Raw genomic sequence first — 25,891 nt, forward strand, 5'->3', positions numbered from 1 at the left:
TAAGGATTGAAAATATATTCCCGTACGCCTTTTTACTGCCTTTGATTAAATGTGCTACAGATAGACAGGGCGATTTATTTTAAACATGGAAATAATGGGCTGGTCATCTCTTAAAAAATCCATAGCGACATTTATAGCTGTTAAATCGGCATTTATGTTGCACTTATAATCAGCTGATAATGGGTATTTAAGGTTTTTTATGATTAAAAATCATGGTGATAGGTTTTTTTAGCGCTCTGGCTTCTGTCGTTAGGTGTTAGCGTGTTAATAAAATAAATTGATCCTTATGATCATTTATTCTTACTTTACACTTATTAGCTGCAATCAACAGACTCACTAGTACTCTATCTATTTAAAAGAGGGTATTAAGCGTCCGCATTAATCGTTTTTGATAATTTAAGTTGCTCAAACTCTGTCGCTGGAATAAATCTTATTCTGGTGTGGGGAGCTTTTTTAGAAATAAAAGGATAAGTGAAAACAGCTGCCAGCAGGCCGGTTGTTTAATCATTTTTTATAAAAAAAGGAATTGCAGTGATGAAAAAAAATAGCTTCAGGCTGAGTACATTAACCGTTGCCATTATCGTCGGTTTTAGCGGTACTGCAGGCGCAACGCCAGCAGTAAAAGACACCACGGCACTCAGTCATAACGGCCCGGGACAATATACTGGCGGCGGGTCGGTATTTATTGGCGGTGACAACCTCTCAGTCGTTAATGATACCATGACCGGCTCCCGCTGGGTCGGTATCAACCCAAACACCCCCGGATTTGCCGCACTGGTGAATAGCAGCGGCTACAAAGCCTACATGGATGCCAATGCGCCATCCCTCGCCGGAGATGCTCACTCTCCAATCGGTGAAGACGACCAGCGTGCCGTTCACGGTGAACGTCTGGCCCACTCACAGGGTAAAGAGAGTTATTCCGAGCCCGTTGGCGTGGTTGACGGCCTGAAAATGGGCACTGCCGAGGGGCGCTATCAAAAAACCCAGACCGTTACGCTCTATCAGCGTGATGCATCAGGCGCTATCCAGTACCAAAAGAACGCCGACGGTAGCGTTAAGCTGGATACTGCGGGCAATCAGATACCTGTGACCGTCAGCAAAACCCTGGTACTGGAACGTAACTCTGATGTCTATATCAAACCGGTGACCAGCAGCGGCGGTAGCTTCGGCCTGCAAAATGCGGCGATCTACACCAAAGTCGTTAGCCTGAAAAACGATATCACCGCCGCCGTTGCCGTTAACGGTAACCTGCAGGAAAACAGCGCTAGCCAGCGCGCGCGCGACCTGCTGATCGTGAAAAATACCACTATCGATAACACGCTGAATCAGGACGCGGTGCGCGTTGGTGCTGCCGGTAATGTCGGCGGGGGCGGCAATGATGAGTACGCGCATAGCGAACGTCCATCCGCCATCGGCCTGAGCATCAACAGCAGCAGCGTTGACTATCAGTTTGATAAAGAGGGCCATAAGCTCAACAGCGGCGTGCTGACTCATCAGGTGGCAAAAAGCGCAAATGTGCTGTTGGATAACGCGCACATCGTGGCGAAGAACATTGCTGCGGTGCGCAGTGACGATAATGGCGAGGCCCTCAATCACGGCATCGATTATGGCCGTTATGCCGACAAAGGCTCAACGGCAGTCGCCATCGCCGGTTCTGGCCTGTTTGTCTCGATCGGCAACCAATCTACCCTGACCGGGGGTGTCAACAATGCCGGTAATGCGCTGAGTATGTCGGGCCACGCTAACCGCGTTGACCTGAACAACTCGACGCTGAACGGCAGCGTGCAGCTGAACCATGATGGCTACCGCCCGGTTATCACCGTATCCGTGGTGCGCGACAGTAAAACCGGTGATTATGTGGCTAATGGCACAGCAGTGGATAACACCAACCTGCTGGACCGTCAGCACAACGGCACTACCGTGAATATCGGCAACAGCAGCGTGGTGAATGGTGATATCACCGCATCTGGTCAGAGCGGTTATGACGTGCAGCTGGTGGATGTGACGGCGACAGATGCCCCCGTCCCGCTGGCACAAAGCGATATCCTCGCCTCACTTTCCCCCAGCGCAATCTATAAAAATGCCGTGAGCAGCGCAAACCAGACTCTGCTGGCAAACGCCGGCGGCGCCTGGACTCCCGTAACGGTTAATCTCGACCACAGCACTCTGAATGGTCGCGTCGCGGGCAACACTTCTCTATCCCAGCCGGACTTTATTGTGGGTGGCACCAATGTGATCGCGTGGAATCCGGATCTGAACGTGAAAAACGGTGCCGTGTGGAATGCCGCAGCCACCGCCAGTAATTATCCGGCCGTGAGTGATGTGCATGACCTGAATCTGTCTGCTTCCACCCTGAATATGATCAATGTGGATACCGACGGCTCAACCCTTGGCGATCGCGGTCGTTATGAAGACCTCGGCGCCGCCCGCGTGGTGGTGCACGGTAACCTGTCGCAGGATAAAGATGGCAAAGGTCACTACCTGACCTCACGGGTTAATATCGGTAAAGCCGTGGCTGAGCCGTTGCTGAATCTGGGCGGTGAATACACCTACGGCTCCATGCAGGTGAAAGGTTCAGCACAGGGCTTGTATCAGCTGGCGATAGCTAACTCCGGCGCTGAGCCCTATGCCAAAGAGGGCTATATCGCTGACCGTGGCGATAATAATGGCGCCAGCAGCTATAACCCGCACAGCTTTATCAACTATCTGGGCCAGGGCAGCGATGCACACTTCTATGGCCGCACTGAGATGGGTGTCTGGCAGTATGAGGCGGTTGATCAGTACAACGATAACGTTCATGACGAACACAACGTGTACTTTAAAAACAACGGTCACTTGTCCAACAGCGCCGCCACGGCGCTGAGCATGGCCGCCTCACAGGTCAACGTTGCCAGTATGGAGACGGATGCACTGGCCCAGCATATGACGGCTTCGCGTCACGCGGGTGATGAGGGCGGCGTGTGGGTTTCATACTTCGGCGGCAAGAGCAAAAACACCACCAATGCCGGGGCTAAATATAAGCTGAACACCAACGGTGTGATGTTGGGTGTGGATAACCTGTTTGATGCCAGGAATGGTGGCAGCTGGTTAGCCGGTCTGGCCTTCTCTTCTGCACGTTCAGATATGAATGTGATGAACAGCAGCGGCGATCTGGACAGTTACGGTGCGCAGTTCTATCTGTCACGTCACTTCGATAGTGGCATCTTTGTTGATACTCACGCGCAGTTTGACCACTTCAGCAACAGCGGCGACGCCCATATGCTGGACGGCCAGCGTTCACGTTCTGACTTCTCCGGCAACGGCTATGGTCTGGGCATGAAGTTGGGTTACACCTGGACCGATCGGGGCTACTTCGCTGAACCCTATATCAAAGCGACCGGCCGTACCTTTGATGGTGTGCACTACACCATGAACAACGGGATGGTGGTGAATGGTGACGACTACAAATCACTGCAAGGCGAGATAGGTGCTGATGTGGGTTACACCTTCGATATCAATCAGGGTTACGTAAAGCCTTACTTTCATCTGGCAGGCATCAACGAATTTGCCGACAGCAATGAGATGAAGCTGAACAACGTAAGCATGAACAACAGTATCGATGGCGCTGCGGTTCAGGTGGGGGCCGGTGCCGAGGTGAAACTGATGAAGGATGTCGGGGGTTACGCCAGCTTCAACTACACCAAAGGCGATGATATCTCTCGCCCATGGCAGGCGAACGTAGGGTTAAGTTACTCATGGTAATTGCCTGTTAACACTATCCCCATCTCGTCCTGGGATGGGGATATTTTTCCGGCTAAGGATAGCGAGCATATGATGAAAAAAATCGCAGTGTGTACAGAAAAAAAACAACCCGGGACCAGCAAAATTGTCAGGCAAAGCAATCATGACGGCGGGCGCGTGCCTGACGAACTGAGTGAATATGCCGACAAGCCGTTATATATCCTGATCGCCCTGTGGTGCTGCCGCCAGAAGAGCTGGGTCGGCCGCAAGCAGATCTCCGCCGCGTTTGCTATTACGGAACGACGGGCCTCCTTCCAGATATCCTACATCCTGCGAAAAACGGCGATTGTTCGCATCCAGGCGCGTAAAACAAAAGCAGAAGGCTCACGCCACCGGTGCCACGAAATCTTTATCGAACATGTTTTCTTACTGCCGGAGAAACAGGAAGACATCACCTCCGCAACCCCGCTTGCCGACGTTGCGAGCCCCAAACCCGATGCGCTGGCTACCGAGCTGAAGATGTCCGGGCAAGCCTGATGGTTGAGGCAGACCTATCTTCCTGCTCTACAGCATGGCCGGCGCGTTGCCATAAATAGCTGAAGGTAGCGAACAGACAGAGTGAATAGCCCAACAGTTCGCTGCCCTCTTCTGCCATGTTCTTCACCGTCCGATTGTAACCATCCAGCATCAGATGCTGCCAAAGCTCGTGCATGCCAAACAGCCGTGAAAAGACCAGAATGGTGATCATTCCTGCCGTCATCATGTTCCATGCCGGGTGGCGCATAAAGGCCGCCAGACCGCTGATGAGGGTGGCGGGTTTACGCAGAGCGATAGCCAGACAGCTCAGCGCAACGGCCAGCGCAAACCAGAACCAGCTGCCGTGGCGCCACTCATCGAACAGGAAATCCATCTCGCGGATCAGCATGCAGCAGAAAAAGCCACCGGCCAGCACCATCATCGACCGCTCCGCTGGCGAACGCCAGGCGCGCCAGAAAAACAGCAGCGCCATCAGTCCCAGCATGATCTCCTGAGCGCACTCGGTGAAAGAGGCCTCATGGACGGCGTTATTCATCCACACCACGTCGATAAAGATCAGGCCCATCATCAGGCTGAGAAAGGCTGCCAGGCCGATAAAAGAGAGTGTTTTATTTATAATTATTCGTAAATCTGCAGACATGTTGCCTCCCGGTGTCACAAGGGACGGCAATTATAGGGAGCGTTTTTTTGGAAACTACTCCTTTTATGCTTTACTGAAATTTGCGACACAAAAAGCTAAGTCAGTGCGTCACAAACCAGCGCGCCGCAGCGTTACTCTTTCAGGCGATATTTTGCTTCCTGTTGAATAAACCAGCTTTCCGGGACGTTATGCGGCGGCTGGCTGAGCTGACTAATCCCCTGCTCGATAACCTGTTCTGCCTGCTGCCACAGCGTCCGGTTTCCGGCGGTAAGAAGCTGGATCTGCACGCGTTTCTCAATCAGGTAGACCCTGGCAAAATGCGGATCGAAATGAACAATTGAACGCGTGTTGTCGATAATGTCGGCCAGCTTGATGGTTTGTGCATCGGGGCTGGCCTGTTGGGTGTGGCGGAAATGGGCGAGTTTGCGCGCTGCCCGGTTCTGCCCGGCAGTGGCACCGCGATTGGTCAGCATCTCAACCAGCGAAGCCACCCGCTCGCCGAAGTCGTTGCGGATATCATTTAAGGTGTTCGGCGTGTCTTCAACGGTGTCGTGCAGCCATGCGGCGGCCAGCATCTCTTCGTCGTCACAGACGCTACGCACCAGTTCAACCACCGCCGCCGGATGGACAATATAGGGCTCATCGGTATATTTGCGGCGCTGGCCCGCGTCGGCATGGGCTTTGGTGGCATAGCGACGCGCCTGCTCTTCCAGTGTTTGCAGCATGATTTTCTCCCGGGCATAAAGTCGCTTGCAATTATATAGTGCACTATTTATATTGTTTGTCATGACTACAGATAAAGATGACAAAAAAGTGAAGGATGCGCCACTGCTGCTCGACCAGCAGCTGTGCTTCGCACTTTATTCTGCCAACCTGGCGCTGCATAAGCTCTACCGCCAGCTGCTGGCCCCACTGGAGATCACCTATCCGCAATATCTGGTGATGATGGTGCTGTGGGAGCGGGATGATGTCACGGTCTCTGAGATTGGCGAACGCCTGTTTCTCGATTCGGCAACCTTAACCCCGCTGCTGAAACGGCTGGAAACGGCGGGGCTGCTGCACCGTCAGCGCTCGCGCAAGGATGAGCGTCAGGTGGTAGTGACCTTAACGCAGCAGGGTGAACAGCTGCGCCAGAAGGCGCTGAATATACCCGAGTCGGTGCACTGTGCCTCTGCCTGCGAAGTCGAAAAATTACAGGCGTTGAAAGGCGAACTGGAAACGCTGCGCGATAACCTTAACGGCTGATCGCGTGGCGAAGATAAAAGCAACATTAACCCTATAGAGCCATTTAAATAGCACGCGATTTCATCGCGAATAAATCAACTGAGGAGCCTTACCATGTCTTTAGAAAAAGTTGTTTACCGCGCAAAAGCCAAAGCCACCGGTGGTCGTGATGGCCGTGCCACTTCCTCCGACGGCGTGCTGGATATTAAACTGGGCGTGCCGAAAGAGATGGGCGGGGCAGGCGGTGAAGTGACCAACCCGGAGCAGCTGTTCGCCGCAGGTTACTCTGCCTGCTTCCTCGGCGCGATGAAGTTTGTTGCCGGCCGTGACAAGTTCTCCATGCCGAAAGAGGCATTTATCGAAGGCGAAGTGGGTATTGGCCCGCTGCCGACCGGTTTTGGCATTGAAGCGACGCTGAATATTCATCTGCCGGGCATGGACAGCGCTGAAGCGCAGAAGCTGGTGGATGCGGCACATATCGTCTGCCCTTACTCTAACGCCACGCGCGGCAATATTGACGTCACGCTGAATATTATCAACGACTAACACCTGACTTTTGCAGCGATACCGCCAGGTATCGCTGCCGCAACGGGGCAGTTTTCTCCCCCCGTTTGCTGTTTTACCAGACAACCACGTGACCGTTTTATCGCTATATTGCCGAAAATATCGCCGTTGCGCAGACTAACCCCCGCAAGTGTGTTTTACTAACGCCCCTCCTGTGAGATCGCCCCTTACCCACCATCAGACTTCTCTGGTTATTGGCGGCATTAAGGATTATTGGCTTTGTGGTCGAACTCTGACGCAGTGCCAGGGTCTGATTAGCGTTCAGAACGTGTTTAGTAATTGTTTGGTTAAAGCCAGGATTAAGGTCGAATGAATTATATTAAAATGCTTACCCAGCAGAAATTGTCGTTATTGCTGGCTTTTTATATCGGGATTTTACTGAATATCCCGGTATTTTATCGTCGTTTCGAACCCCTATTGGCGAAATTTGACGCCCTCAAGGCGTTCTCGATGCTGGCCGAAGTGATGGCGGCATTCCTGCTCTCCTTCTTTCTGCTGCGCCTGCTCTCGCTGGGCGGAAAATGGTTCTGGCGCATTACCGTCAGTCTGCTGACGGTGATCTCCGTTTCAGCCAGCTACTATATGACCTTCTTCAACGTGGTGATCGGCTACGGCATTATTGCCTCAGTGATGACCACCGATACCGACCTGTCAAAAGAAGTGGTGGGCTACCACTTTATCCTGTGGATGGTGCTGGTCAGCATCATCCCGCTGATGCTGATCTGGTGTAACCGCCTGCCCGGCACGCTGCTGGCACAGATGAAAACCCCGGGGCAGCGCATAAAGCCGCTGCTGACGCTGTTACTCTCCCTGCTGCTGGTCTGGGGGCCTATCCGCTACCTCGACAAGCAGCAAAGTGCCAATGAAAAGCAGACCAACGTTGACCTGCCTAGCTATGGCGGGGTTGTTGCACACTCCTATCTGCCGTCTAACTGGGTGACGGCGCTGGGGCTGTTTGCCTACACCAGCTATGACGAAGAGATGGACAGCAAAGGCCTGTTCGACCCGGCAAAGAAGTTTACCTATAACGCCCCGGCGGGACTGGACGATACCTATGTGGTGTTTGTGATTGGTGAAACCACGCGCTGGGACCATATGGGAATGCTGGGTTACAGTCGCGATAACACGCCGAAGCTGTCGAAAGAGAAGAACCTGGTGGCATTCCGCGGTGAATCCTGCGACACCTCAACTAAGCTCTCCCTGCGCTGCATGTTCGTGCGCGAAGGCGGGACAGAGGAAGGCCCGGCGCGCACGCTGAAAGAGCAGAACGTCTTCTCGGTGCTGAAAGAGCTGGGCTTCAGCTCAGATCTGTACGCGATGCAGAGCGAAGTGTGGTTCTACAACAACACCAACGCGGACAGCTATGCCTTCCGCGAGCAGATCGGTTCAGAGCAGCGTAATCAGGGTAAATCGGTTGACGATATGCTGCTGATCCCGGAGCTGAAAACCTCGATTGATGACCATCCTAAGGGCAAGCATCTGGTTATCCTGCACACCAAAGGCTCGCACTACCTGTATTCTCAGCGCTATCCGCGCAGTTTCGCCCGCTACCAGCCGGAATGTATGGGCGTGGACGATACCTGCAGTAAAGAGATGTTGATTAACGCCTATGACAACTCGATTCTGTATGTCGACACCATGCTCGACAGCGTGTTTGATCAGCTGCGCGATAAGAAAGCCATCGTGTTCTATGCTGCGGACCACGGCGAGTCGATCGACGAGAACATGCACCTGCACGGCACGCCGCGCAACATGGCACCACCGGAGCAGTTCCGCGTGCCGATGATGGTGTGGGCGTCGGATAAGTATCTTGAAGACCCGAATAACAAAAGCGCCTTTGAGCGCCTGCAGGCCGAGCAGAAGGCGGGTAAAACCCACCGTCACGTTGAGCTGTTCGACACCATTCTCGGCTGCCTGGGCTACACCTCGCCGGATGGCGGCATCAAGCAGGCCAACAACTGGTGTGCGAAACCGTAAATACCCGCTTTGGTAGGGGCCAGGCATGCCTGGCCCGGTCGAGGCATGCCTCGACCCTACGGTTATAATATCCCCGCCGGATATTCTGCTACTCCCTTGTTTTTACCCGTCTACTTTCCCTGCCAAAAAAATTCCTTATTACCCGCATAAATTCCTTATCCCACCTGCGATCGCTCACTTAATTCGCGCCGCGTTGCGCTTATGACCGCTCCTGACTTGTTGATCGTTTCTTATACCTGCGTTGCAGCATTTTTACCTATAAGTACGTCATATAGACATTTTTATGACGCAAAATGCAGCGTTTCATGGACTATTTTACGAGTTTTTTTTCGGCGTGATGTTCTGTCATGCAGGCTGTCAGGCAGTGATTCATTCCAGGTTGAATGGATGTGGTGCGTTTTTAAACTGCAAATGTTATTGAATTGTTTTTTTAATATTTGCTTGCTGTTTCTCACACTCTGAGTAAATACCCGACGCTTGTATTGACGTTCCTTGAAACTATTGACAAATTGGACCCTCAGTACAAAAGGTAAGGGGATTTGTCTGATAGTGTCCACGGCTTCAGAAACCCACAAACCCCGCCAGATTAACTGTAGCCGCAAGGCACCACGCACAGACCACCCACAAAAATTATCGGTCGGCGTACAGCACACAACATCACATCACTTATTGGAGCTAAAGCATGAGTATTTCCCTGGCTAAATCCGGGATGCTGAAAGTCGGTCTCAGCGCCATTGCACTGCTGATCGCCACAGGTGTTCAGGCAAAAACCCTGGTTTATTGTTCTGAAGGTTCGCCTGAAGGTTTTAACCCACAGTTATTCACCTCTGGCACTACTTATGACGCCAGCTCGCGTCAGATCTACAACCGTCTGGTTGAGTTCACCATCGGTACCACTGAATTACACCCGGCCCTGGCAGAGAAATGGGATGTCAGCGCAGACGGTAAAACCTATACCTTCCACCTGCGTAAAGGCGTGAAGTGGCAGACCACCAAAGATTTCAAGCCAACGCGTGACTTCAACGCGGATGATGTGGTGTTCTCGTTCGAACGCCAGTTGGATAAAAACAACAAATATCACGGCGTTTCCGGCGGCAGCTACGAATATTTCGAAGGCATGGATATGCCTAACCTGATTAGCAAAATCGTTAAGGTTGATGATTACACCGTGCGTTTCGAGCTGACGCGCCCGGAATCACCGTTCCTGGCTGACCTCGGCATGGACTTCGCGTCTATCCTGTCTGCCGAATACGCTGACAACATGCTAAAAGCCGGCACGCCGGACAAACTCGACCTGAACCCGGTCGGTACCGGTCCGTTCCAGCTGCTGCAGTACCAGAAAGATTCACGCATTCTGTACAAAGCGAACACTGACTACTGGGGCACCAAGCCGAAGATTGATCGTCTGGTGTTCTCCATCACCCCAGATGCTTCCGTACGCTATGCCAAAATGCAGAAGGGCGAGTGCCAGGTGATGCCGTACCCGAACCCGGCTGATATCGCGCGCATGAAAGAAGATAAAAATATCAACCTGATGGAACAGCCTGGCTTGAACGTTGGCTACCTGTCGTTCAACGTTGAGAAAAAGCCGCTGGATAACCTGAAAGTGCGTCAGGCACTGACCATGGCGGTGAATAAGAAAGCGATTATCGAAGCGGTCTACCAGGGCGCAGGCCAGGAAGCGAAGAACCTGATCCCACCAACAATGTGGGGCTACAACGACGCGATTCAGGACTATGGCTATGACCCGGAGAAAGCCAAAGCGCTGCTGAAAGAAGCGGGCATGGCGGATGGTTTCTCCATCGACCTGTGGGCGATGCCGGTACAGCGCCCTTATAACCCGAACGCGCGCCGTATGGCCGAGATGATCCAGAGCGACTGGGCGAAAGTGGGCGTGAAAGCCAAGATCGTCACCTACGAGTGGGGCGAGTACCTGAAGCGTGCCAAAGCGGGTGAACACCAGACCGTGATGATGGGCTGGACCGGCGACAATGGGGACCCGGATAACTTCTTCGCCACCCTGTTCAGCTGTGCCGCAGCGAAAGACGGTTCTAACTATTCACGCTGGTGCTACAAGCCGTTTGAAGATCAGATCCAGCCGGCGCGTGCCACTGACGATCACAACAAACGTATTGAGTACTACAAGCAGGCTCAGGTGGTGATGCACGATCAGGCTCCAGCGCTGATCATCGCCCACTCTACCGTGTATGAGCCAGTGAGTAAGAAAGTGAAAGATTACAAAGTGGATCCACTGGGCGGTCACTACTTCGCGCAGGTTGATATCCAGGAATAATACGGCGGGTTGGAGAGCTACAACTCCCCGTAAATTGCGTAGGGGCCAGGCATTCCTGGCCCTTCTTTCGCAAGATGTGAGCAATAATAATCCTGTCGGTTACGGCTGCAGGAAATAAAAGAGAACACGGATTATGCTGCAGTTCATACTCCGACGTCTGGGACTTGTCATCCCGACGTTTATCGGTATCACCCTGTTAACCTTCGCGTTTGTTCATATGATCCCCGGTGACCCGGTGATGATTATGGTGGGCGAGCGCGGGATCTCCCCGGAACGTCACGCACAGCTGATGGCCCAGCTTGGTCTGGATAAGCCACTCTGGCAGCAGTACATCACCTATATCAACGGTGTCATGCATGGCGATTTGGGCCTGTCACTAAAAAGCCGCGTGCCGGTGTGGGACGAGTTCGTTCCGCGCTTTAAGGCCACGCTGGAACTGGGCATCTGCGCGATGCTGTTTGCCGTTGCCGTCGGCATCCCGGTAGGCGTGCTGGCTGCGGTAAAACGCGGCTCGATCTTCGACCACACCGCGGTGGGCATCTCCCTGACCGGTTACTCCATGCCTATCTTCTGGTGGGGGATGATGCTGATCATGCTGGTGTCGGTGCAGCTCAACCTCACCCCGGTATCCGGGCGTGTGGGCGATACGGTGTTCCTCGATGACAGCATGCCGCTGACCGGCTTTATGCTGATCGACACGCTTTTCTGGGGCGAGCCGGGCGACTTTAAAGACGCCGTGATGCATATGATCCTGCCTGCCATCGTGCTGGGCACCATCCCGCTGGCGGTGATCGTGCGTATGACGCGCTCGGCGATGCTGGAAGTGCTGGGCGAAGACTACATTCGCACCGCGCGCGCCAAGGGGCTGACGCCGATGCGGGTGATCGTGGTTCACGCGCTGCGCAACGCCATGCTGCCGGTGGTCACGGTGATCGGTCTTCAGGTCGGCACGCTGCTGGCCGGGGCCATCCTCACGGAAACCATCTTCTCCTGGCCGGGCCTGGGGCGCTGGTTAATCGACGCACTACAGCGCCGTGACTACCCGGTGGTTCAGGGTGGCGTGCTGATGGTGGCTACGCTGATTATCTTCGTCAACCTGCTGGTCGACGTGCTTTACGGCGTGGTTAACCCGCGCATCCGTCACAAGAAATAAGGGGCCAACATGTCTGTTGTGGATCCAGGCAGCGTCAGCGCTGCACCCAAGCCGATGACCCCGATACAGGAATTCTGGCACTACTTTAAGCGTAACAAAGGCGCGGTGATCGGCCTGGTTTACGTGGTTCTGATGATCATTATCGCGGTGTTTGCCAACGTACTGGCCCCGCACGCGCCCGCCGAACAGTTCCGCGATGCGCTGCTGAAGCCGCCAGCCTGGCAGGAAGGCGGCAGCTGGCAATATCTCTTCGGTACTGATGACGTGGGCCGCGATGTGCTGTCGCGTCTGATGTACGGTGCGCGCCTGTCGCTGCTGGTCGGCTGCCTGGTGGTGGTGCTGTCGCTGATTTTCGGCGTGATCTTCGGCCTGATTGCCGGTTATGTCGGCGGGGCGGTCGACGCGGCGATTATGCGCCTGGTCGATATCATGCTGGCGCTGCCAAGCCTGCTGCTGGCGCTGGTGCTGGTGGCTATCTTCGGCCCGTCGATTGTTAACGCCTCGATAGCGCTGACCTTTGTTGCCCTGCCGCACTACATCCGTCTGACCCGTGCTGCGGTGCTGGTGGAAGTGACGCGTGATTACGTTACCGCTTCCCGCGTGGCCGGAGCCGGTGCAGTGCGCCAGATGTTCGTCAATATTTTACCAAACTGCCTGGCACCGCTGATCGTGCAGGCGTCTCTCGGTTTTTCCAACGCGATCCTCGATATGGCCGCGCTGGGTTTCCTGGGTATGGGTGCGCAGCCGCCAACGCCGGAGTGGGGCACGATGCTCTCCGACGTGCTGCAGTTCGCGCAAAGTGCCTGGTGGGTGGTCACCTTCCCGGGTGTTGCCATTCTGCTGACGGTACTGGCATTTAACCTGATGGGCGACGGCTTACGCGACGCTCTTGACCCGAAACTCAAACAGTAGGCAGCGAGATGGCACTCTTAACAGTAGATAAACTCTCGGTGCATTTCGGTGACGAAAAAGCACCGTTCCGCGCCGTCGACCGCATCAGCTATCAGGTCGAGCAGGGGCAGGTTGTCGGGATCGTCGGTGAATCCGGCTCCGGCAAATCGGTCAGCTCGCTGGCGATTATGGGGCTGATTGATTACCCCGGCAAAGTGATGGCCGACAACCTGGTGTTTAACCAGCGCGACCTGAAACGCATCTCCGAAAAAGAGCGCCGCCAGCTGGTGGGCTCGGAAGTGGCGATGATTTTCCAGGACCCGATGACCAGCCTCAACCCGTGCTACACCGTGGGCTTCCAGATTATGGAAGCGATAAAGGTGCATCAGGGCGGCAACAAGCGCACCCGTCGCCAGCGCGCTATCGACCTGCTGAACCAGGTCGGTATCCCTGATCCGGCTTCGCGCCTTGACGTTTACCCGCACCAGCTCTCCGGCGGGATGAGTCAGCGCGTGATGATCGCCATGGCGATCGCCTGCCGGCCGAAGCTGCTGATCGCCGATGAGCCAACCACGGCGCTCGACGTGACGATTCAGGCGCAGATCATCGAGCTGTTGCTCGATCTGCAGCGCCAGGAGAATATGGCGCTGATCCTGATTACCCACGATCTGGCGCTGGTGGCGGAAGCCGCCCAGCATATTATCGTGATGTACGCGGGGCAGGTGGTGGAAACCGGTAAAGCGGTGGACATCTTTAAAGCGCCGCGCCATCCGTACACTCAGGCGCTGCTGCGTGCGCTGCCGGAGTTCGCGGCGGATAAAGCGCGTCTGGCATCGCTGCCGGGCGTGGTGCCGGGCAAATATGACCGCCCGAACGGCTGCCTGCTCAACCCGCGCTGCCCGTATGCGCAGGATCGCTGCCGCAGCGAAGAGCCGTCACTGCATGATATTGCCGGGCGTCAGTCCAAATGTCATTTCCCACTGGATGATGCCGGGAGACCAACTTATGAAGCCTGAACACGATAAAGCCACGCTGCTGATGCAGGCCATCGACCTGAAAAAACACTACCCGGTGAAAAAGGGGTTGTTTGGCCAGGAGCGACTGGTCAAAGCGCTGGACGGCGTGTCGTTCGATCTGGAGCGCGGCAAAACCCTGGCGGTGGTCGGCGAGTCCGGCTGCGGCAAGTCCACGCTGGGCCGCCTGCTGACGATGATCGAAACCCCGACCGAGGGGCAGCTGTTCTATCAGGGGCAGGACCTGCTGAAGCACGACCCGGAAGCGCAGAAGCTGCGCCGTCAGAAAATCCAGATCGTCTTCCAGAACCCGTACGGTTCTCTGAACCCGCGTAAAAAGGTCAGCCAGATCCTTGAAGAGCCGCTGCTGATTAACACCAGTCTGAGCAAAGCGGAGCGCCGCGAGAAAACCCTGGAGATGATGGCCAAGGTCGGCCTGAAAACCGAGCATTACGACCGCTATCCGCATATGTTCTCCGGCGGCCAGCGTCAGCGTATCGCCATTGCACGCGGCCTGATGCTCGACCCGGACGTGCTGATTGCCGACGAGCCGGTTTCCGCGCTCGACGTGTCGGTGCGTGCGCAGGTGCTGAACCTGATGATGGACCTGCAGCAGGATCTGGGGCTGTCGTACGTGTTTATCTCGCACGACCTGTCGGTGGTTGAGCATATCGCTGATGAAGTGATGGTGATGTACCTGGGCCGCTGCGTGGAGAAGGGCAGTAAAGAGGAGATTTTTGCCAATCCGCGCCACCCTTACACCCAGGCGCTGCTGTCGGCCACCCCACGCCTTAACCCGGATGAGCGCCGCGAGCGCATCAAGCTGACCGGCGAGCTGCCAAGCCCGCTCAACCCGCCACCGGGCTGCGCCTTTAATGCCCGCTGCCGCCGCCAGTTCGGCACCTGCGTGCAGCTTCAGCCGCAGCTGAAGTCCTACGGCGGTCAGCAGGTTGCCTGCTTCGCGGTCGACCAGGACGAAAACCCGACGACCTGACTGCGGCAATCCTGTAGAGGCCGACCTTCTTTTCCGGTCGGCCTTTCAATTCTGCGGGTCGACCAAAACGAAAGGTCGACCCCTACGTTGCCGCACAGACGTTTGTAGGGGCCGACCCTTTTTTCCGGCCGGCCCTCTCTTCCCTATCGCACAAAATTCTTCAGCCAAACCCATGGTTCTGCATCCGCTGCTATGCTGTATAAAAAACCATCCTAATCTATCCTCCCTAAGCCCAATCAGGGCAGGTCGAAGAAACAGGAGGTTGGACAGGGCTTTCGTAGTGACTTATGTCAAATTTTCTTTAGGTGGCAGAGGATTATGGGATAGCCTTAATAATTAAAAGGAAAACGTCGCATCGGGAAAGCGTAAATATGAGGAAGGTATTTCATTTAAATGAAATGGCCGCCAGGAAATACGCGAAATAATCACCTAAGGCAAATAATCACTGTGCTGATATATAACCCCTGCAATTAATTATTTTACTTATTTCACGTTATTTATTCTTTCAAAACCTTCTATCTGTGATATGAGATTAGTCTGAGTGATTTAAACTTTATATGTTATATTGCCGCGAAAACATCCACCTTGCGCGATCATTCTCATGAAAAGCTATGATGACCTGCAGCGTTTTAAAGAAAAAACGCAAACAAACCATATTGAATTCAAAGACATGTCTGAGCAGGCGATCAATTCTGACAGCACCAACTGGGCGATAATCAAACAGTTGCTGAATGAGGGCGCAGGGTCGGTGCTGGATAACCGTCAGCGTATCGATCTGGCGTCACCGCAGCCGATCGATTCCGCTGCCTTTAGCCCCCCGCCAGCGGAAATGCCTGCGGTGGCACCACATTTACCGGTCCACTCTTATGTTGCGGCCGCGCCATTGGCTAACGATAAGATCGGCGCCTCGCTGCTCGACAGTATTTCCGCCTCGCTGCAGGCGGGACCGCCTGAAGTCGCAACAGCGCAGCCCGTCGCTGCGGCGACACCGGTAGCGGATGCTGCGCCGCTGCGCGCCATGCCGCTTGCCCGCCAGACTGCCATGGCTGGCTCTTCCCTGCTCGAACAGCTGTCAGCCAGCACGCCGGTTAAACCGGTCGTGCAAAGCGCCCCGGCCCCTGTGGCTCAGGCGCCTCAGCCCGTTGCGGCCGCGGCCGCCCCACAGCCCGTTATGGCGGCTGCGGCCCCGGTTAACGCGAGCTTCAAACAGTTGTTTAGTCCGGCTGCGGCCCCTGCTCCTCAGGCGCTGTCGAAGGATGTGTTGTTACAACCCCTGCTGGAGAAAATTGCCTCATGCCGTTAGTTTGCGTCTGCTCCCCTAAAGGCGGTGTGGGTAAAACCACCATGGCGGCCAACCTTGCTCATGCCCTCGCACGCGGCGGCAGCAAGGTGCTGGCTATCGATTTTGACGTGCAGAACGCCCTGCGCCTGCACTTTGGCGTGCCGCTGGCCGACGGACGTGGCTTTGTGGCGAAATCAGCGGAATCTTCCGACTGGAGTCAGTCGATCCTCACCACCGGCGGCAATATTTTTGTCCTGCCTTACGGGGAGGTCAGCGAAGAGCAACGCGTTGAGTTTGAAAACAATCTGACACGTGACCCCAACTTCCTTGCGCGCGGGCTGCACAGCGTCCTCAACTATCCTGGCCTGGCGATTATCGCGGATTTCCCGCCAGGCCCAGGCCCGGCGCTTAAAGCTATGACCGCACTTGCCGATATGCATTTAGTGGTGATGCTGGCGGATACCGCCTCTCTGTCGCTGCTGCCGCAGATTGAGAACGAAAAAATGATCGGCGGCGCGCTTAACCATCGCAGCGGTCACTATTTTGTGCTCAACCAAAGCGACAACCGCCGCAATATCAGCCGCGATGTGACCGCCTTTATGCAGCAGCGCCTTGGCGACAGGCTGCTGGGCGTGGTCAACCGCGATGAGAGCGTGGCGGAGGCCAACGCTTCCCAGCAGTCGATTTTTGATTTTAGCCCGGTCTCAGCCGCGGCCTTTGATATTGAGCTGGTCGGCAAGCGTCTTGCGGCGCTGCTTAACATCAAAGTCGGTGACGGCGAAATGCACGCCCCGCTGAACTCTCGTTAACTTTAGGCCTGTACCCAAAATAACTCGAGTTGCAGCCAACGCGCATGCAGCTTGAAGTATGAAGAGTATAACGCCGGGCACGGAAGTCTGAAGACGCGTGGCGCCAGCGCCACGATTATAACTATACGTATTCAGGATGACTTATGAACAAAGTCCTGTTCTATCTGCTGCTGCTGATATTATTCCCCATCGCTGCGGTCATCGTTATCACCCCAATGGACAGCCAGAAGCAATATATCTTTGGCTTAATCTCTATTGCTATCGTGTTTTTATTGGGCTTTAGCAAGAGCAAAAAAGTCTCGCTGGTGATGGTGGTTCTCTCGGCAATGATGTCGACGCGTTATATTTTTTGGCGCGCAACCGAAACGCTGCATTTTAATTCCGAGGTGGAAGCGATCCTCGGCATCGGCTTATTTATTGCCGAGCTCTATGTCTGGCTTATTTTAATCCTCGGCTACCTGCAAACTTCATGGCCGCTTAAGCGAACCATTGAGCCGCTGCCGGACGATGTCAGCCTGTGGCCGACCGTCGATGTCTACGTACCGAGCTACAACGAAAGCCTCGACGTGGTGCGCGACACCGTTCTGGCCGCGCAGTGCATCGACTACCCGCGCGACAAGATCAAGATCTACCTGCTGGACGATGGCAAGCGCAGCGAATTCGCCCGCTTCGCCGCAGACGTTGGCGTCGGCTATATCACCCGTGATGACAACCGCCACGCCAAAGCCGGTAACCTCAACCACGCAATGAAAATCACCAAGGGTGAGCTGATCTGCGTATTTGACTGCGACCACGTCGCCACCCGCACCTTCCTGCAGGCCACCGTGGGTGCCTTCCTGAAGGATAAGAAGCTGGCGCTGTTGCAGACCCCGCACTACTTCTACTCGCCGGATCCGTTTGAGCGCAACCTGAAAGCGGCGCGAGAAATCCCGAACGAGGGCGCACTGTTCTACGGCCCGGTCCAGCAGGGTAACGACAACTGGAACGCCACCTTTTTCTGCGGCTCCTGTGCCGTTATCCGTCGCTCAGCGCTGGAAGAGATTGGCGGCTTCGCGGTGGAAACCGTGACCGAAGATGCGCACACCGCGCTGAAGATGCAGCGCCTCGGCTGGGGTTCAGCCTTCCTGGCGATCCCGCTGGCGGCGGGCCTCGCGACCGAACGCCTGGGTCTGCATATCGTACAGCGTACCCGTTGGGCGCGCGGTATGACGCAGATCTTCCGCGTGGATAATCCGCTGTTTGGCCGCGGTCTGAAGTGGCAGCAGCGCCTGTGCTACCTCAACGCCATGCTGCACTTCCAGTTCGGCCTGCCGCGCGTCATCTTCCTGACCGCGCCGCTGGCCTACCTGCTGTTTAACCTGAATATCATTCACTCGTCCGCCAGCCTGATCTTCGCCTACGTGCTGCCGCACCTGGTGATGTCGCTGTACGTCAACTCGCGTATGAATGGCCGCTTCCGCGCCACCTTCTGGGGCGAGATTTACGAAACGGTGATGGCGTTCCACCTGGTGATCCCGACCATCCTGACGATGATTTCGCCCAAGCACGGCAAGTTCAACGTGACGGATAAGGGCGGCCTGCTGGATGTCGGCTTCTTCGACTTTAACATCGTGCGCCCGCACGTGATCTGCGCCCTGCTGCTGCTGATTGGCGTGGTGAGCGGCGTGGTTCGCGCCGTCGGCCATAACTATTTTGGCGTTGACCCGTATGTGATTGCGCTCAACGTCGGCTGGGCGACCTTCAGCCTGATCATCCTGATGGCGGCCATTGCCGTGGCGCGTGAAACTAAGCAGGTGCGTAAAACCATCCGTATCGATGTCCACCTGCCGGTGGTGATCCACTACGCCAGCGGCATTTCGTCACGCAGCAGCACCATCAACCTGTCGATGGGCGGCGCGCAGATAAGCGCGCCGGACCAGCGCCATGAAAATGATGAAATCGAAGCGATTGACGTGATGCTGGAGTCCGGCACCATCTCCATTCCTGTGCAGATCATTGGCGCAGAAGATGGCGTTATCCGCCTGCAGTTCCACGAAATGCCGCTGTCGCGCCGCCGTGAACTGGTGCGCGTGGTGCTGGCGCGCGCCGATGCGTGGATCCAGCCGGAAGGCCCGAAAGATAATCCGCTGCGCTCGCTGCTGAATATCATCCGTACCGTATTTGAACTGTTCTGGCTGAGCTGGAAAGACAGCCGCGCCAGAAAGAAACAGCAGGCGCACGTGGAAGAGGATAGCGCAGTATGAAGCCATTATTACTGCGAGCACTCTGCCTGAGTAGCATGCTGACCCTGAGCAGCGTGCAGGCCGACCCGACCAGCGTGACGCAGGACAGCAGCGCGCTGTCCGATATCCCGCCGCCGGCGGACGTCGGCGCGGCAACCCCAGCGCAGAGCAGCAGCCCGGAGATGTCGACCATGACCGCCCCGGCGGTGGAGAACGATCGGCCTGCGGCTGCGGCCGAAGAGAACTTACCGGCTGGTGATGAAGCGGCACTGCCGCCCGGCACCAGCGCGATGCCTGCCGGTTTACCGCCGCTGCCTGCCATAAGCGATGAAACCCCTCCCGCGGCGGTTGCGGTGCTCAATCAGCCGCTGACCAGCACCGTCAGCGTGGCGCAGATGGGGCAGAAGCAGGGCATCACCCTGACAGGCGGTCAGCTGCAGTCCGGTATTGTCTTCACCCTGCCAACGGATGAAGTGGTCACCAACGCCCGTCTTAACCTGTCGCTGAAAGTGTCGCAGGCGCTGGCGGCGCGCAATACTTCCCTGCAGCTGATGCTGAACGGCCAGCCGCTGGGCACGCTGCCGCTTAGCGCTTCCGATCGTGCCAGCGAAGATTACCAGCTGGATATTCCGGCGGCGATGGTGGTCTCCAGCAACAACCTGAGCTTTAAAATTAACGATGCCGATCGGCTGCTGTGCGAGCGCGACAGCGCCCAGCAGTACCAGGTCACCATTCTGCCGAAAACCTCGCTGGCGCTGGAAGGCCAGCAGCTGAATATCGGTACCAGCCTGCGCAACTTCCCGCGTCCGTTTATTGATCCGCTGCGCATGAGCCCGGCGACCGTGGCGATGGTGTTCGGCGACAACGTTTCCCCGGGTGAAGTTAGCGCGGCGGCGATCCTCGCTTCCTGGCTGGGGATTCAGGCCGACTATCGCGGCATCAGCTTCCCGGTGCTGCGCGGCCAGCTGCCGGAGAAAAACGGCGTGGTTTTCGGCCATCCCGGCGAGAAGATTGGCAGCCTGACCTTACCGGATAGCGCAGGCCCGTCCTTGCAGATCGTCGACAATCCGGATAATCCGGTGTACAAGCTGCTGCTGGTGGTCGGGAAAGATGACGACCAGCTGCGTCAGGCCAGCTGGCGCCTGCTGCAGCCGCTCAACCTCGACGACGCTGCGCTGAACGTCGCCAACCAGACTATGCCATTAAGCAAGCCATACGACGCGCCGCGCTGGATCAACACCGATCGCCCGGTCCGCCTGAGCGAGCTGCTGCGCAAAGACCAGAGCCTGACCACCACCGGCATCTGGCATGATGCGCTGCGCGTCAATTTCCGCGCCGCGCCGGACCTGTTCCTGTGGGACGGCGACACGATTCCGGTGCAGCTCAACTATCGCTTCCCGTCGGAAAGCTGGATTGATGAAGATAACTCGCTGCTCAACGTGACGCTGAACGGCACCTTCCTGCGCAACCTGACCGTCAATAAAGTCGGTCTGCTGGAGAACATCTGGCACCGTCTGGGCGGCGATGCGCGCCAGGAGAAATACACGCTGAAGCTGGACCCGTACCTGATTTACGGCGACAACCAGATGCAGCTCTATTTCAACATCAAGCCGAAGGCCAGCGCGCCGTGCAGCGTGCTGACCAACAACAACATCAAGAGCCGGATTGAGGATGATTCGTTTATCGATCTGAGCCATACCCGTCACTTTACGCTGCTGCCGAACCTCTCTTACTTCGTCGGCGCCTCGTTCCCGTTCTCGCGCCTGGCCGACTACTCGCAGACCGTGCTAATGCTGCCAGAGCAGCCGAGTAACGCGGAGATCAGCACCCTGCTGGATATGGCTGGCCGCTCGGGTAATGCCACCGGCGTGGCGCTGAGCCATAACAGCGTGATGTTTGGTATTCCGGCCAGCGGTTCGCTGCGCGAGCGTCTGGAAAACAGCGACGTGCTGTCGGTCTCCACCCTGGCGCAAACCCATTTTAACCGCGAGATGCTGGCGGCTTCCCCTTATAAGGTGAACAACCGCACGCTCGGCGTCAAAGTGCCAAACACGCTGGATAACCTGCGCGGCTGGCTGACCGGCGACTGGTATCGTCAGACGCTGGACGCCGACCGTTACTTCTCCTCCAACGAAGACTGGCGCGGTTTTGTCAGCTATCGCTCGCCGTGGAACAGCAGTCGCCTGGTGGTGATGACCGTCGGCACTGACGATAACCAGCTGTCGCGCCTGCACGGTGACATGACCTCGGCACGGATTAACGCGGGGATCCGCGGCGATACCGCCATCATCACCGATGAGAACGGTATCCGCAGCTTCCGCGTCGGCGCGATGTTCCCGAGCGGGCAGATGCCGTGGTACAGGATGGTGGTGTGGTATGCCAACCAGCATGCGGTGCTGCTGGCCCTGCTGGCGCTGTTCTGTTCCACCGTGGTTGGCCTGAGCGTGTATGTGCTGCTGAAGCGCCACTCATGGCGTCGTCTGCACCCGAAAAGCGATCCCCGTACCTCTGGCGAGAAGAAAGAATGATGAAAACCAGGCTTACCCCGATTACCGCCAGAATTCGCCAGCGCTGGGCGATCGCCGGCGGCTTTGCCCTGTCGATGCTCGCCAGCCCGCTAATGGCGGCGGAGAGCAACCCGGCGATTCAGGCGCTGTTTGACCAGGCCAACTACTGGCACCAGAAGGCTCACGACGAGCTGGCGCGTGATGCGCTGAACAAAGTGCTGATGGTTGATGGCAATAACACCCAGGCGCTGTACCTGATGGCGCTGTGGTCGCAGCAGAGCGGCGACGGCACTGCTGCCGCCAAATGGCGCGCGCGCTTAAGCCAGGTCTCTCCGCAGGACTCGCGCCTGGTGGAGCTGGATAACGCGCGCCAGCTGCAAACCATTCCGGCCGCGCAGCTGTCGCTGGCCCGCCAGCAGGCGCGCAGCGGCAACACCGCCGCCGCGCTGCAAACCTGGCGCAACACCTTTAGCGGTAATGAGCCGCCGGCCAGCGTGGCGGCAGAATACTACCTGACCATGGCCGGCGACCGCGCGCTGCTGCCGCAGGCGGTGGATAACCTGCGCCAGTTCGCGGCACAGCATCCGCAGGATACCGGCGCGAAGCTGGCGCTCGGCAAAGCGCTGACGTATCAGGAGTCGACGCGCCGCGAAGGGCTGCAAACCCTGGAGAGCCTGGCCGACGGTAACGCCGATGCTGACCGCTCCCTGCGCCAGGGGCTGCTGTGGCTCGGTCCACAGCCGGGGGATGCGCCGCTGTATCAGAACTACCAGCAGCGCCATCCGCAGGACAAAACGGTGCTGGACTATTACCGTAAGAACGTGGGCGGTGCCGCGAAAGGCCAGGGCTTTACCGCCCTCAACAGCGGTGATGTCTCCGGTGCGCAGAGCGCCTTCGACCAGGTGCTGCAAACCAACCCGGAAGATGCGGATGCGCTGGCCGGGCTCGGTTATGTATCGCTGCGCAGCGGCGACTACGCGAAAGCGGCGGACTACCTCGATCGTGCCGCTAAGCTGGGCGGCAGCGACAGCCAGCAGCGCCAGCAGCAGGCCGCCGATGCGCGCTTCTACGGCCAGCTGGCGTCTGCCCAGCAGGCACTGAAATCCGGTGACAGCGCTCAGGCGCTGAGCCTCAGCGCGCCGCTAACCCAGGCCGCAGGCGAGAAAGGCGTGGCGGCGAAGCTGTTCCGTGCCGACGTGCTGCGCCGCAATAACCAGCTCGATCAGGCTGAACAGACCTACCGCGACGTGCTGGCGAGCGACGCCAAAAACCGCCCGGCGAAAGAGGGGCTGTTCTACGTGCTGCGCCAGAAGGGCAACACCGCCGAAGCCAATACGCTGTTGGCCTCCCTGCCAGCCAGCGTGCGCGAAGCGGTGACGCCGCGCCCGGTGGCGAACAGCGATCCCGTGCGTCGTGATGCCAAACAGGCGCTGGCGGCGGGCAATCCGCAGCGCGCCATCAGCATTCTGCAGCAGGGCATGCAGCGCTTCCCGAACGATGGCTGGCTGCGCCTCGACCTCGCGCGTATCTATCAGCAGCAGGGCGATACCGCGGCGGCCGCTGGCGTGATGCAGCCCGCCTTCCGCAACGGCGCCAGCAGCAACGAAGTCTACGCTGCGGCGCTGTTTGCCAGCGAAAGCGGGGCTTGGGGGCAGGCGCAGAGCCTGCTGTCGCGCATTCCGCCACGCAGCCAGAACGCGGAGATGCGCACCCTCGCCCAGCGCGTTAATTTCAATCAGCAGATGTCGGTAGCCCAGCAGTATCTGGCGCAGGGCGCCAATGCCGCCGCGGCGAATACCCTGAAGGCGCTGGCGGTTAATCCGCCAGCGAACCCGGCCGATGCCGGTAACCTGGCGAAAGGGCTGGCGCAGGCGGGTGACATGACCAGCGCGGTAGCCGTGGTGCGTAACAATATGCAGCGCGGCGTGCAGGGCAACGCGGGCGACTACGCTGCCCAGGTCGCGGTGCTTAACCAGGCCGGACTGAATGCCGAGGCGCAAACCTTCCTCAGCAACCCGGAACTGCAGGCGCGCAGCACCAGCACCCAGCTGGCGGGGATCCGCAACGGCGGCCTGATCAACGAAGTCGACGACCTGCGCGAGCGTAAGCAGTATGCGGCGGCCTACGACAAGCTGATCGGCGCATTGCAGAAAGACCCGCAGAATAGCGACCTGATGTTCGCCATGGCGCGCCTCTATCAGTCCGGAAAAATGAACAAAGAAGCGGCGGTGGTCTACGACTACCTGATGACGCGCGACACGCCGACCCAGGATGCGCGCGAAGGGGCGATCAACAGCGCGCTGGCGCTGAACGACGTGCCAAAAGCGCGTGCGCTCGCCAGCGGTCTGCAGGGCGAACCTTCCCCGCAACGCCTGCTGTTACTGGCGCGCGTCGCGGAAGCAGAAGGCGACCACAACCAGGCGCTAAGCTACCTGCGCACCGCCAAGGGCAAGATGATTGGCCTCGACGGCAGCACGGTGGGCAGCAGCGCGGGCATTGGTGGCCTGACGCTGGCCGACAACCCGTTTATCAACCGCACCACGCTGTCGGTACGTAAATCGCCATCGGTGTATGGCAATACCATGCCGTGGCAGCAGTCGCCGGATGCGCGCGACTACCGTGATATCGACGGCGTTAGCGTGGTGGGCGGCGGCACGCAGGTCGCGACCCAGCAGAGCCAGACGCTGCACCAGATCGACACCATGATGGACGAACTGCAAAAGGATACCGGCACCTGGGTGCAGGGCGGGATCCAGATCCGCGGTCGCGATGGCGAGAACGGCCTGAGCAAGCTGACCGAAGCCAAAGCGCCGCTGACCTGGTCAAGCTCACCGCTTGGCGATGCGCGCTTTGATTTCACCGTCACGCCAATGACGCTCAGCGCGGGCAGCGCCAGCGGCGACGCCTTCCGCCGCCTTGGCACCGGCGCGGCCAGCGTGGCGACCAGCAACCTGATCCAGAACATCAAGAACGAGCAGGCTTACTACAGTGGCTTAACCGCCGCGGAAAAAACCGTGTTTGATGCCGCCAACCCGGGCGTCGGCGCCGCGCTGACCAACCTCAGCGGCATCGACAGCGCGGACTACAACCCGTTTACCAACGGCGGCCAGAGCAATCTGCAAACCCTGAACAACAACAGCACGCTGGCGAAATACCTTGCGGCCTCCTCGCGTAAGGTTAACGTTGATACCGCCAGCGACAGCGCGTCCGATTCGCAGACCGCCAACGGCGTTGAGTTGAACCTGGCGTTAAGCGGCGACAGTTACAAAATTGACCTCGGCAGCACTCCGCTGGGGCAGGATCTCAGTACCATGGTGGGTGGTGTGAAGTGGGCACCGAAGCTGACCGACTACCTGACGCTGATCCTCACCGGGGAGCGCCGCGCCGTCACCGACAGCCTGCTCTCCTACGTGGGCGTGAAAGACAGCTACTCCGGCAAGAGCTGGGGCCAGGTGACCAAGAACGGCGGTAACGCGCTGTTAAGCTACGATGATGGCGATGCGGGCTTCTACTTCGGCGGTGGCGGCTACAGCTATATCGGCGAAAACGTTGCCAGCAACACCGCGCTGATGGGAAGTGCGGGAGCCTACGTGCGCCCGTTCCACTACAGTGACCGCGAGCTGAAAACCGGCATCAACATCAGCTGGATGGACTTCTCGAAGAACCTCAGCAACTTCACCTACGGTCAGGGCGGCTACTTCAGCCCGCAGAACTACATCAGCGTGTCGTTCCCGGTGGACTTCTCGCAGACCTATGATGACCTGAGTGTGAAAGTGGGCGGTTCGGCCGGTTACCAGTCTTATACCCAGGACAAGAGCGCCTACTTCCCGAACAACCCGGACTATCAGTCCCTGCTGGAAGATGCGGTCACCGCCGGCTACGCCAAAGAAGCGTACTTCAGCGGCGGCAGTAAGAGCGGTATCGGTTACAACCTGCACGCGGGTGCGGATTACAAGATCAACAAGGATGTCACCATCGGCGGCCAGGTGGGCTACGATACCTTCGGTGACTACAACGAAAGTACTGCGCAACTCTACTTCCGCTACATGCTGGGGGGCAAATAAG

At 57.3% G+C, this 25,891-nt stretch carries 17 protein-coding genes; 15 read left to right on the plus strand and 2 right to left on the minus strand.

The annotated features are described in order from the left end of the window. Window positions 1–534: 534 nt before the first annotated feature. Both ID864_RS18740 and ID864_RS18745 read left to right on the plus strand, forming a co-directional pair. Window positions 535–3,741, plus strand: a complete 3,207-nt coding sequence (locus tag ID864_RS18740; RefSeq protein WP_191150211.1) for an autotransporter outer membrane beta-barrel domain-containing protein — start codon at window positions 535–537, stop codon at window positions 3,739–3,741. Between the two features lie 69 nt (window positions 3,742–3,810). After that, window positions 3,811–4,257 (plus strand): CaiF/GrlA family transcriptional regulator, encoded by a 447-nt coding sequence (locus tag ID864_RS18745; protein WP_191150212.1) that lies wholly within the window; start codon window positions 3,811–3,813, stop codon window positions 4,255–4,257. Here the strand turns inward: ID864_RS18745 and ID864_RS18750 are convergent. Together ID864_RS18750 and ID864_RS18755 are read right to left on the minus strand one after the other, a co-directional pair. Then, on the minus strand, window positions 4,226–4,897 hold the full coding sequence (locus ID864_RS18750; protein ID WP_048918602.1) for a hypothetical protein: 672 nt from the start codon (window positions 4,895–4,897) through the stop codon (window positions 4,226–4,228). The two genes, ID864_RS18745 and ID864_RS18750, sit on opposite strands and share 32 nt — an antisense overlap. Before the next feature lie 131 nt (window positions 4,898–5,028). After that, window positions 5,029–5,619, minus strand: coding sequence for an HD domain-containing protein (locus tag ID864_RS18755; protein ID WP_048917858.1), 591 nt, complete (start codon window positions 5,617–5,619; stop codon window positions 5,029–5,031). A 64-nt stretch (window positions 5,620–5,683) separates the two neighbouring features. Here ID864_RS18755 and ID864_RS18760 point away from each other — a divergent pair, with 64 nt between their 5' ends. From ID864_RS18760 to ID864_RS18820, 13 genes are all read left to right on the plus strand, one after another. Then, window positions 5,684–6,142 (plus strand): MarR family winged helix-turn-helix transcriptional regulator, encoded by a 459-nt coding sequence (locus tag ID864_RS18760; protein WP_048917857.1) that lies wholly within the window; start codon window positions 5,684–5,686, stop codon window positions 6,140–6,142. Window positions 6,143–6,235: 93 nt separating this feature from the next. Then, window positions 6,236–6,667, plus strand: coding sequence for an organic hydroperoxide resistance protein (locus ID864_RS18765; RefSeq protein ID WP_048917856.1), 432 nt, complete (start codon window positions 6,236–6,238; stop codon window positions 6,665–6,667). Window positions 6,668–6,994: 327 nt separating this feature from the next. Next, a complete protein-coding gene (gene eptB, locus ID864_RS18770; protein ID WP_048917855.1) occupies window positions 6,995–8,662 on the plus strand; it encodes a kdo(2)-lipid A phosphoethanolamine 7''-transferase in 1,668 nt (555 codons plus the stop codon). 682 nt (window positions 8,663–9,344) lie between these two features. Continuing rightward, the gene (gene dppA / locus ID864_RS18775; protein ID WP_048917854.1) at window positions 9,345–10,955 is read left to right on the plus strand and encodes a dipeptide ABC transporter periplasmic-binding protein DppA; all 1,611 of its coding nucleotides are present in this window, start codon (window positions 9,345–9,347) and stop codon (window positions 10,953–10,955) included. 133 nt (window positions 10,956–11,088) lie between these two features. After that, window positions 11,089–12,108 carry a dipeptide ABC transporter permease DppB gene (gene dppB / locus ID864_RS18780; protein ID WP_048917853.1) on the plus strand — a complete coding sequence of 340 codons (1,020 nt, stop codon included), beginning with the start codon at window positions 11,089–11,091 and terminating at the stop codon, window positions 12,106–12,108. A gap of 9 nt (window positions 12,109–12,117) precedes the next feature. Further along, window positions 12,118–13,020 (plus strand): dipeptide ABC transporter permease DppC, encoded by a 903-nt coding sequence (gene dppC, locus ID864_RS18785; RefSeq protein WP_099754325.1) that lies wholly within the window; start codon window positions 12,118–12,120, stop codon window positions 13,018–13,020. Window positions 13,021–13,028: 8 nt separating this feature from the next. Further along, on the plus strand, window positions 13,029–14,015 hold the full coding sequence (gene dppD, locus ID864_RS18790; protein ID WP_048917851.1) for a dipeptide ABC transporter ATP-binding protein: 987 nt from the start codon (window positions 13,029–13,031) through the stop codon (window positions 14,013–14,015). Beyond that, window positions 14,005–15,006 (plus strand): dipeptide ABC transporter ATP-binding subunit DppF, encoded by a 1,002-nt coding sequence (dppF, locus tag ID864_RS18795; protein ID WP_048917850.1) that lies wholly within the window; start codon window positions 14,005–14,007, stop codon window positions 15,004–15,006. The genes dppD and dppF overlap by 11 nt, the downstream gene beginning before the upstream one ends. Before the next feature lie 601 nt (window positions 15,007–15,607). Beyond that, window positions 15,608–16,309 (plus strand): cellulose biosynthesis protein BcsO, encoded by a 702-nt coding sequence (gene bcsO / locus ID864_RS18800; protein WP_099754324.1) that lies wholly within the window; start codon window positions 15,608–15,610, stop codon window positions 16,307–16,309. Then, entirely contained in the window at window positions 16,300–17,097 is a 798-nt protein-coding gene (bcsQ, locus tag ID864_RS18805; protein ID WP_048917845.1) for a cellulose biosynthesis protein BcsQ, read from the plus strand. The genes bcsO and bcsQ overlap by 10 nt, the downstream gene beginning before the upstream one ends. A gap of 143 nt (window positions 17,098–17,240) precedes the next feature. Then, the gene (gene bcsA, locus ID864_RS18810) at window positions 17,241–19,340 is read left to right on the plus strand and encodes a UDP-forming cellulose synthase catalytic subunit (RefSeq protein ID WP_053110454.1); all 2,100 of its coding nucleotides are present in this window, start codon (window positions 17,241–17,243) and stop codon (window positions 19,338–19,340) included. Beyond that, window positions 19,337–21,847 carry a cellulose biosynthesis cyclic di-GMP-binding regulatory protein BcsB gene (gene bcsB / locus ID864_RS18815; protein WP_191150213.1) on the plus strand — a complete coding sequence of 837 codons (2,511 nt, stop codon included), beginning with the start codon at window positions 19,337–19,339 and terminating at the stop codon, window positions 21,845–21,847. Before bcsA ends, bcsB begins: the two co-directional genes overlap by 4 nt. Next, the gene (locus ID864_RS18820) at window positions 21,847–25,890 is read left to right on the plus strand and encodes a cellulose biosynthesis protein BcsC (RefSeq protein ID WP_191150263.1); all 4,044 of its coding nucleotides are present in this window, start codon (window positions 21,847–21,849) and stop codon (window positions 25,888–25,890) included. Before bcsB ends, ID864_RS18820 begins: the two co-directional genes overlap by 1 nt. Window position 25,891: the final 1 nt, after the last annotated feature.

It is taken from the genome of Erwinia aphidicola (genome assembly GCF_014773485.1).
GTDB lineage: Bacteria > Pseudomonadota > Gammaproteobacteria > Enterobacterales > Enterobacteriaceae > Erwinia > Erwinia aphidicola.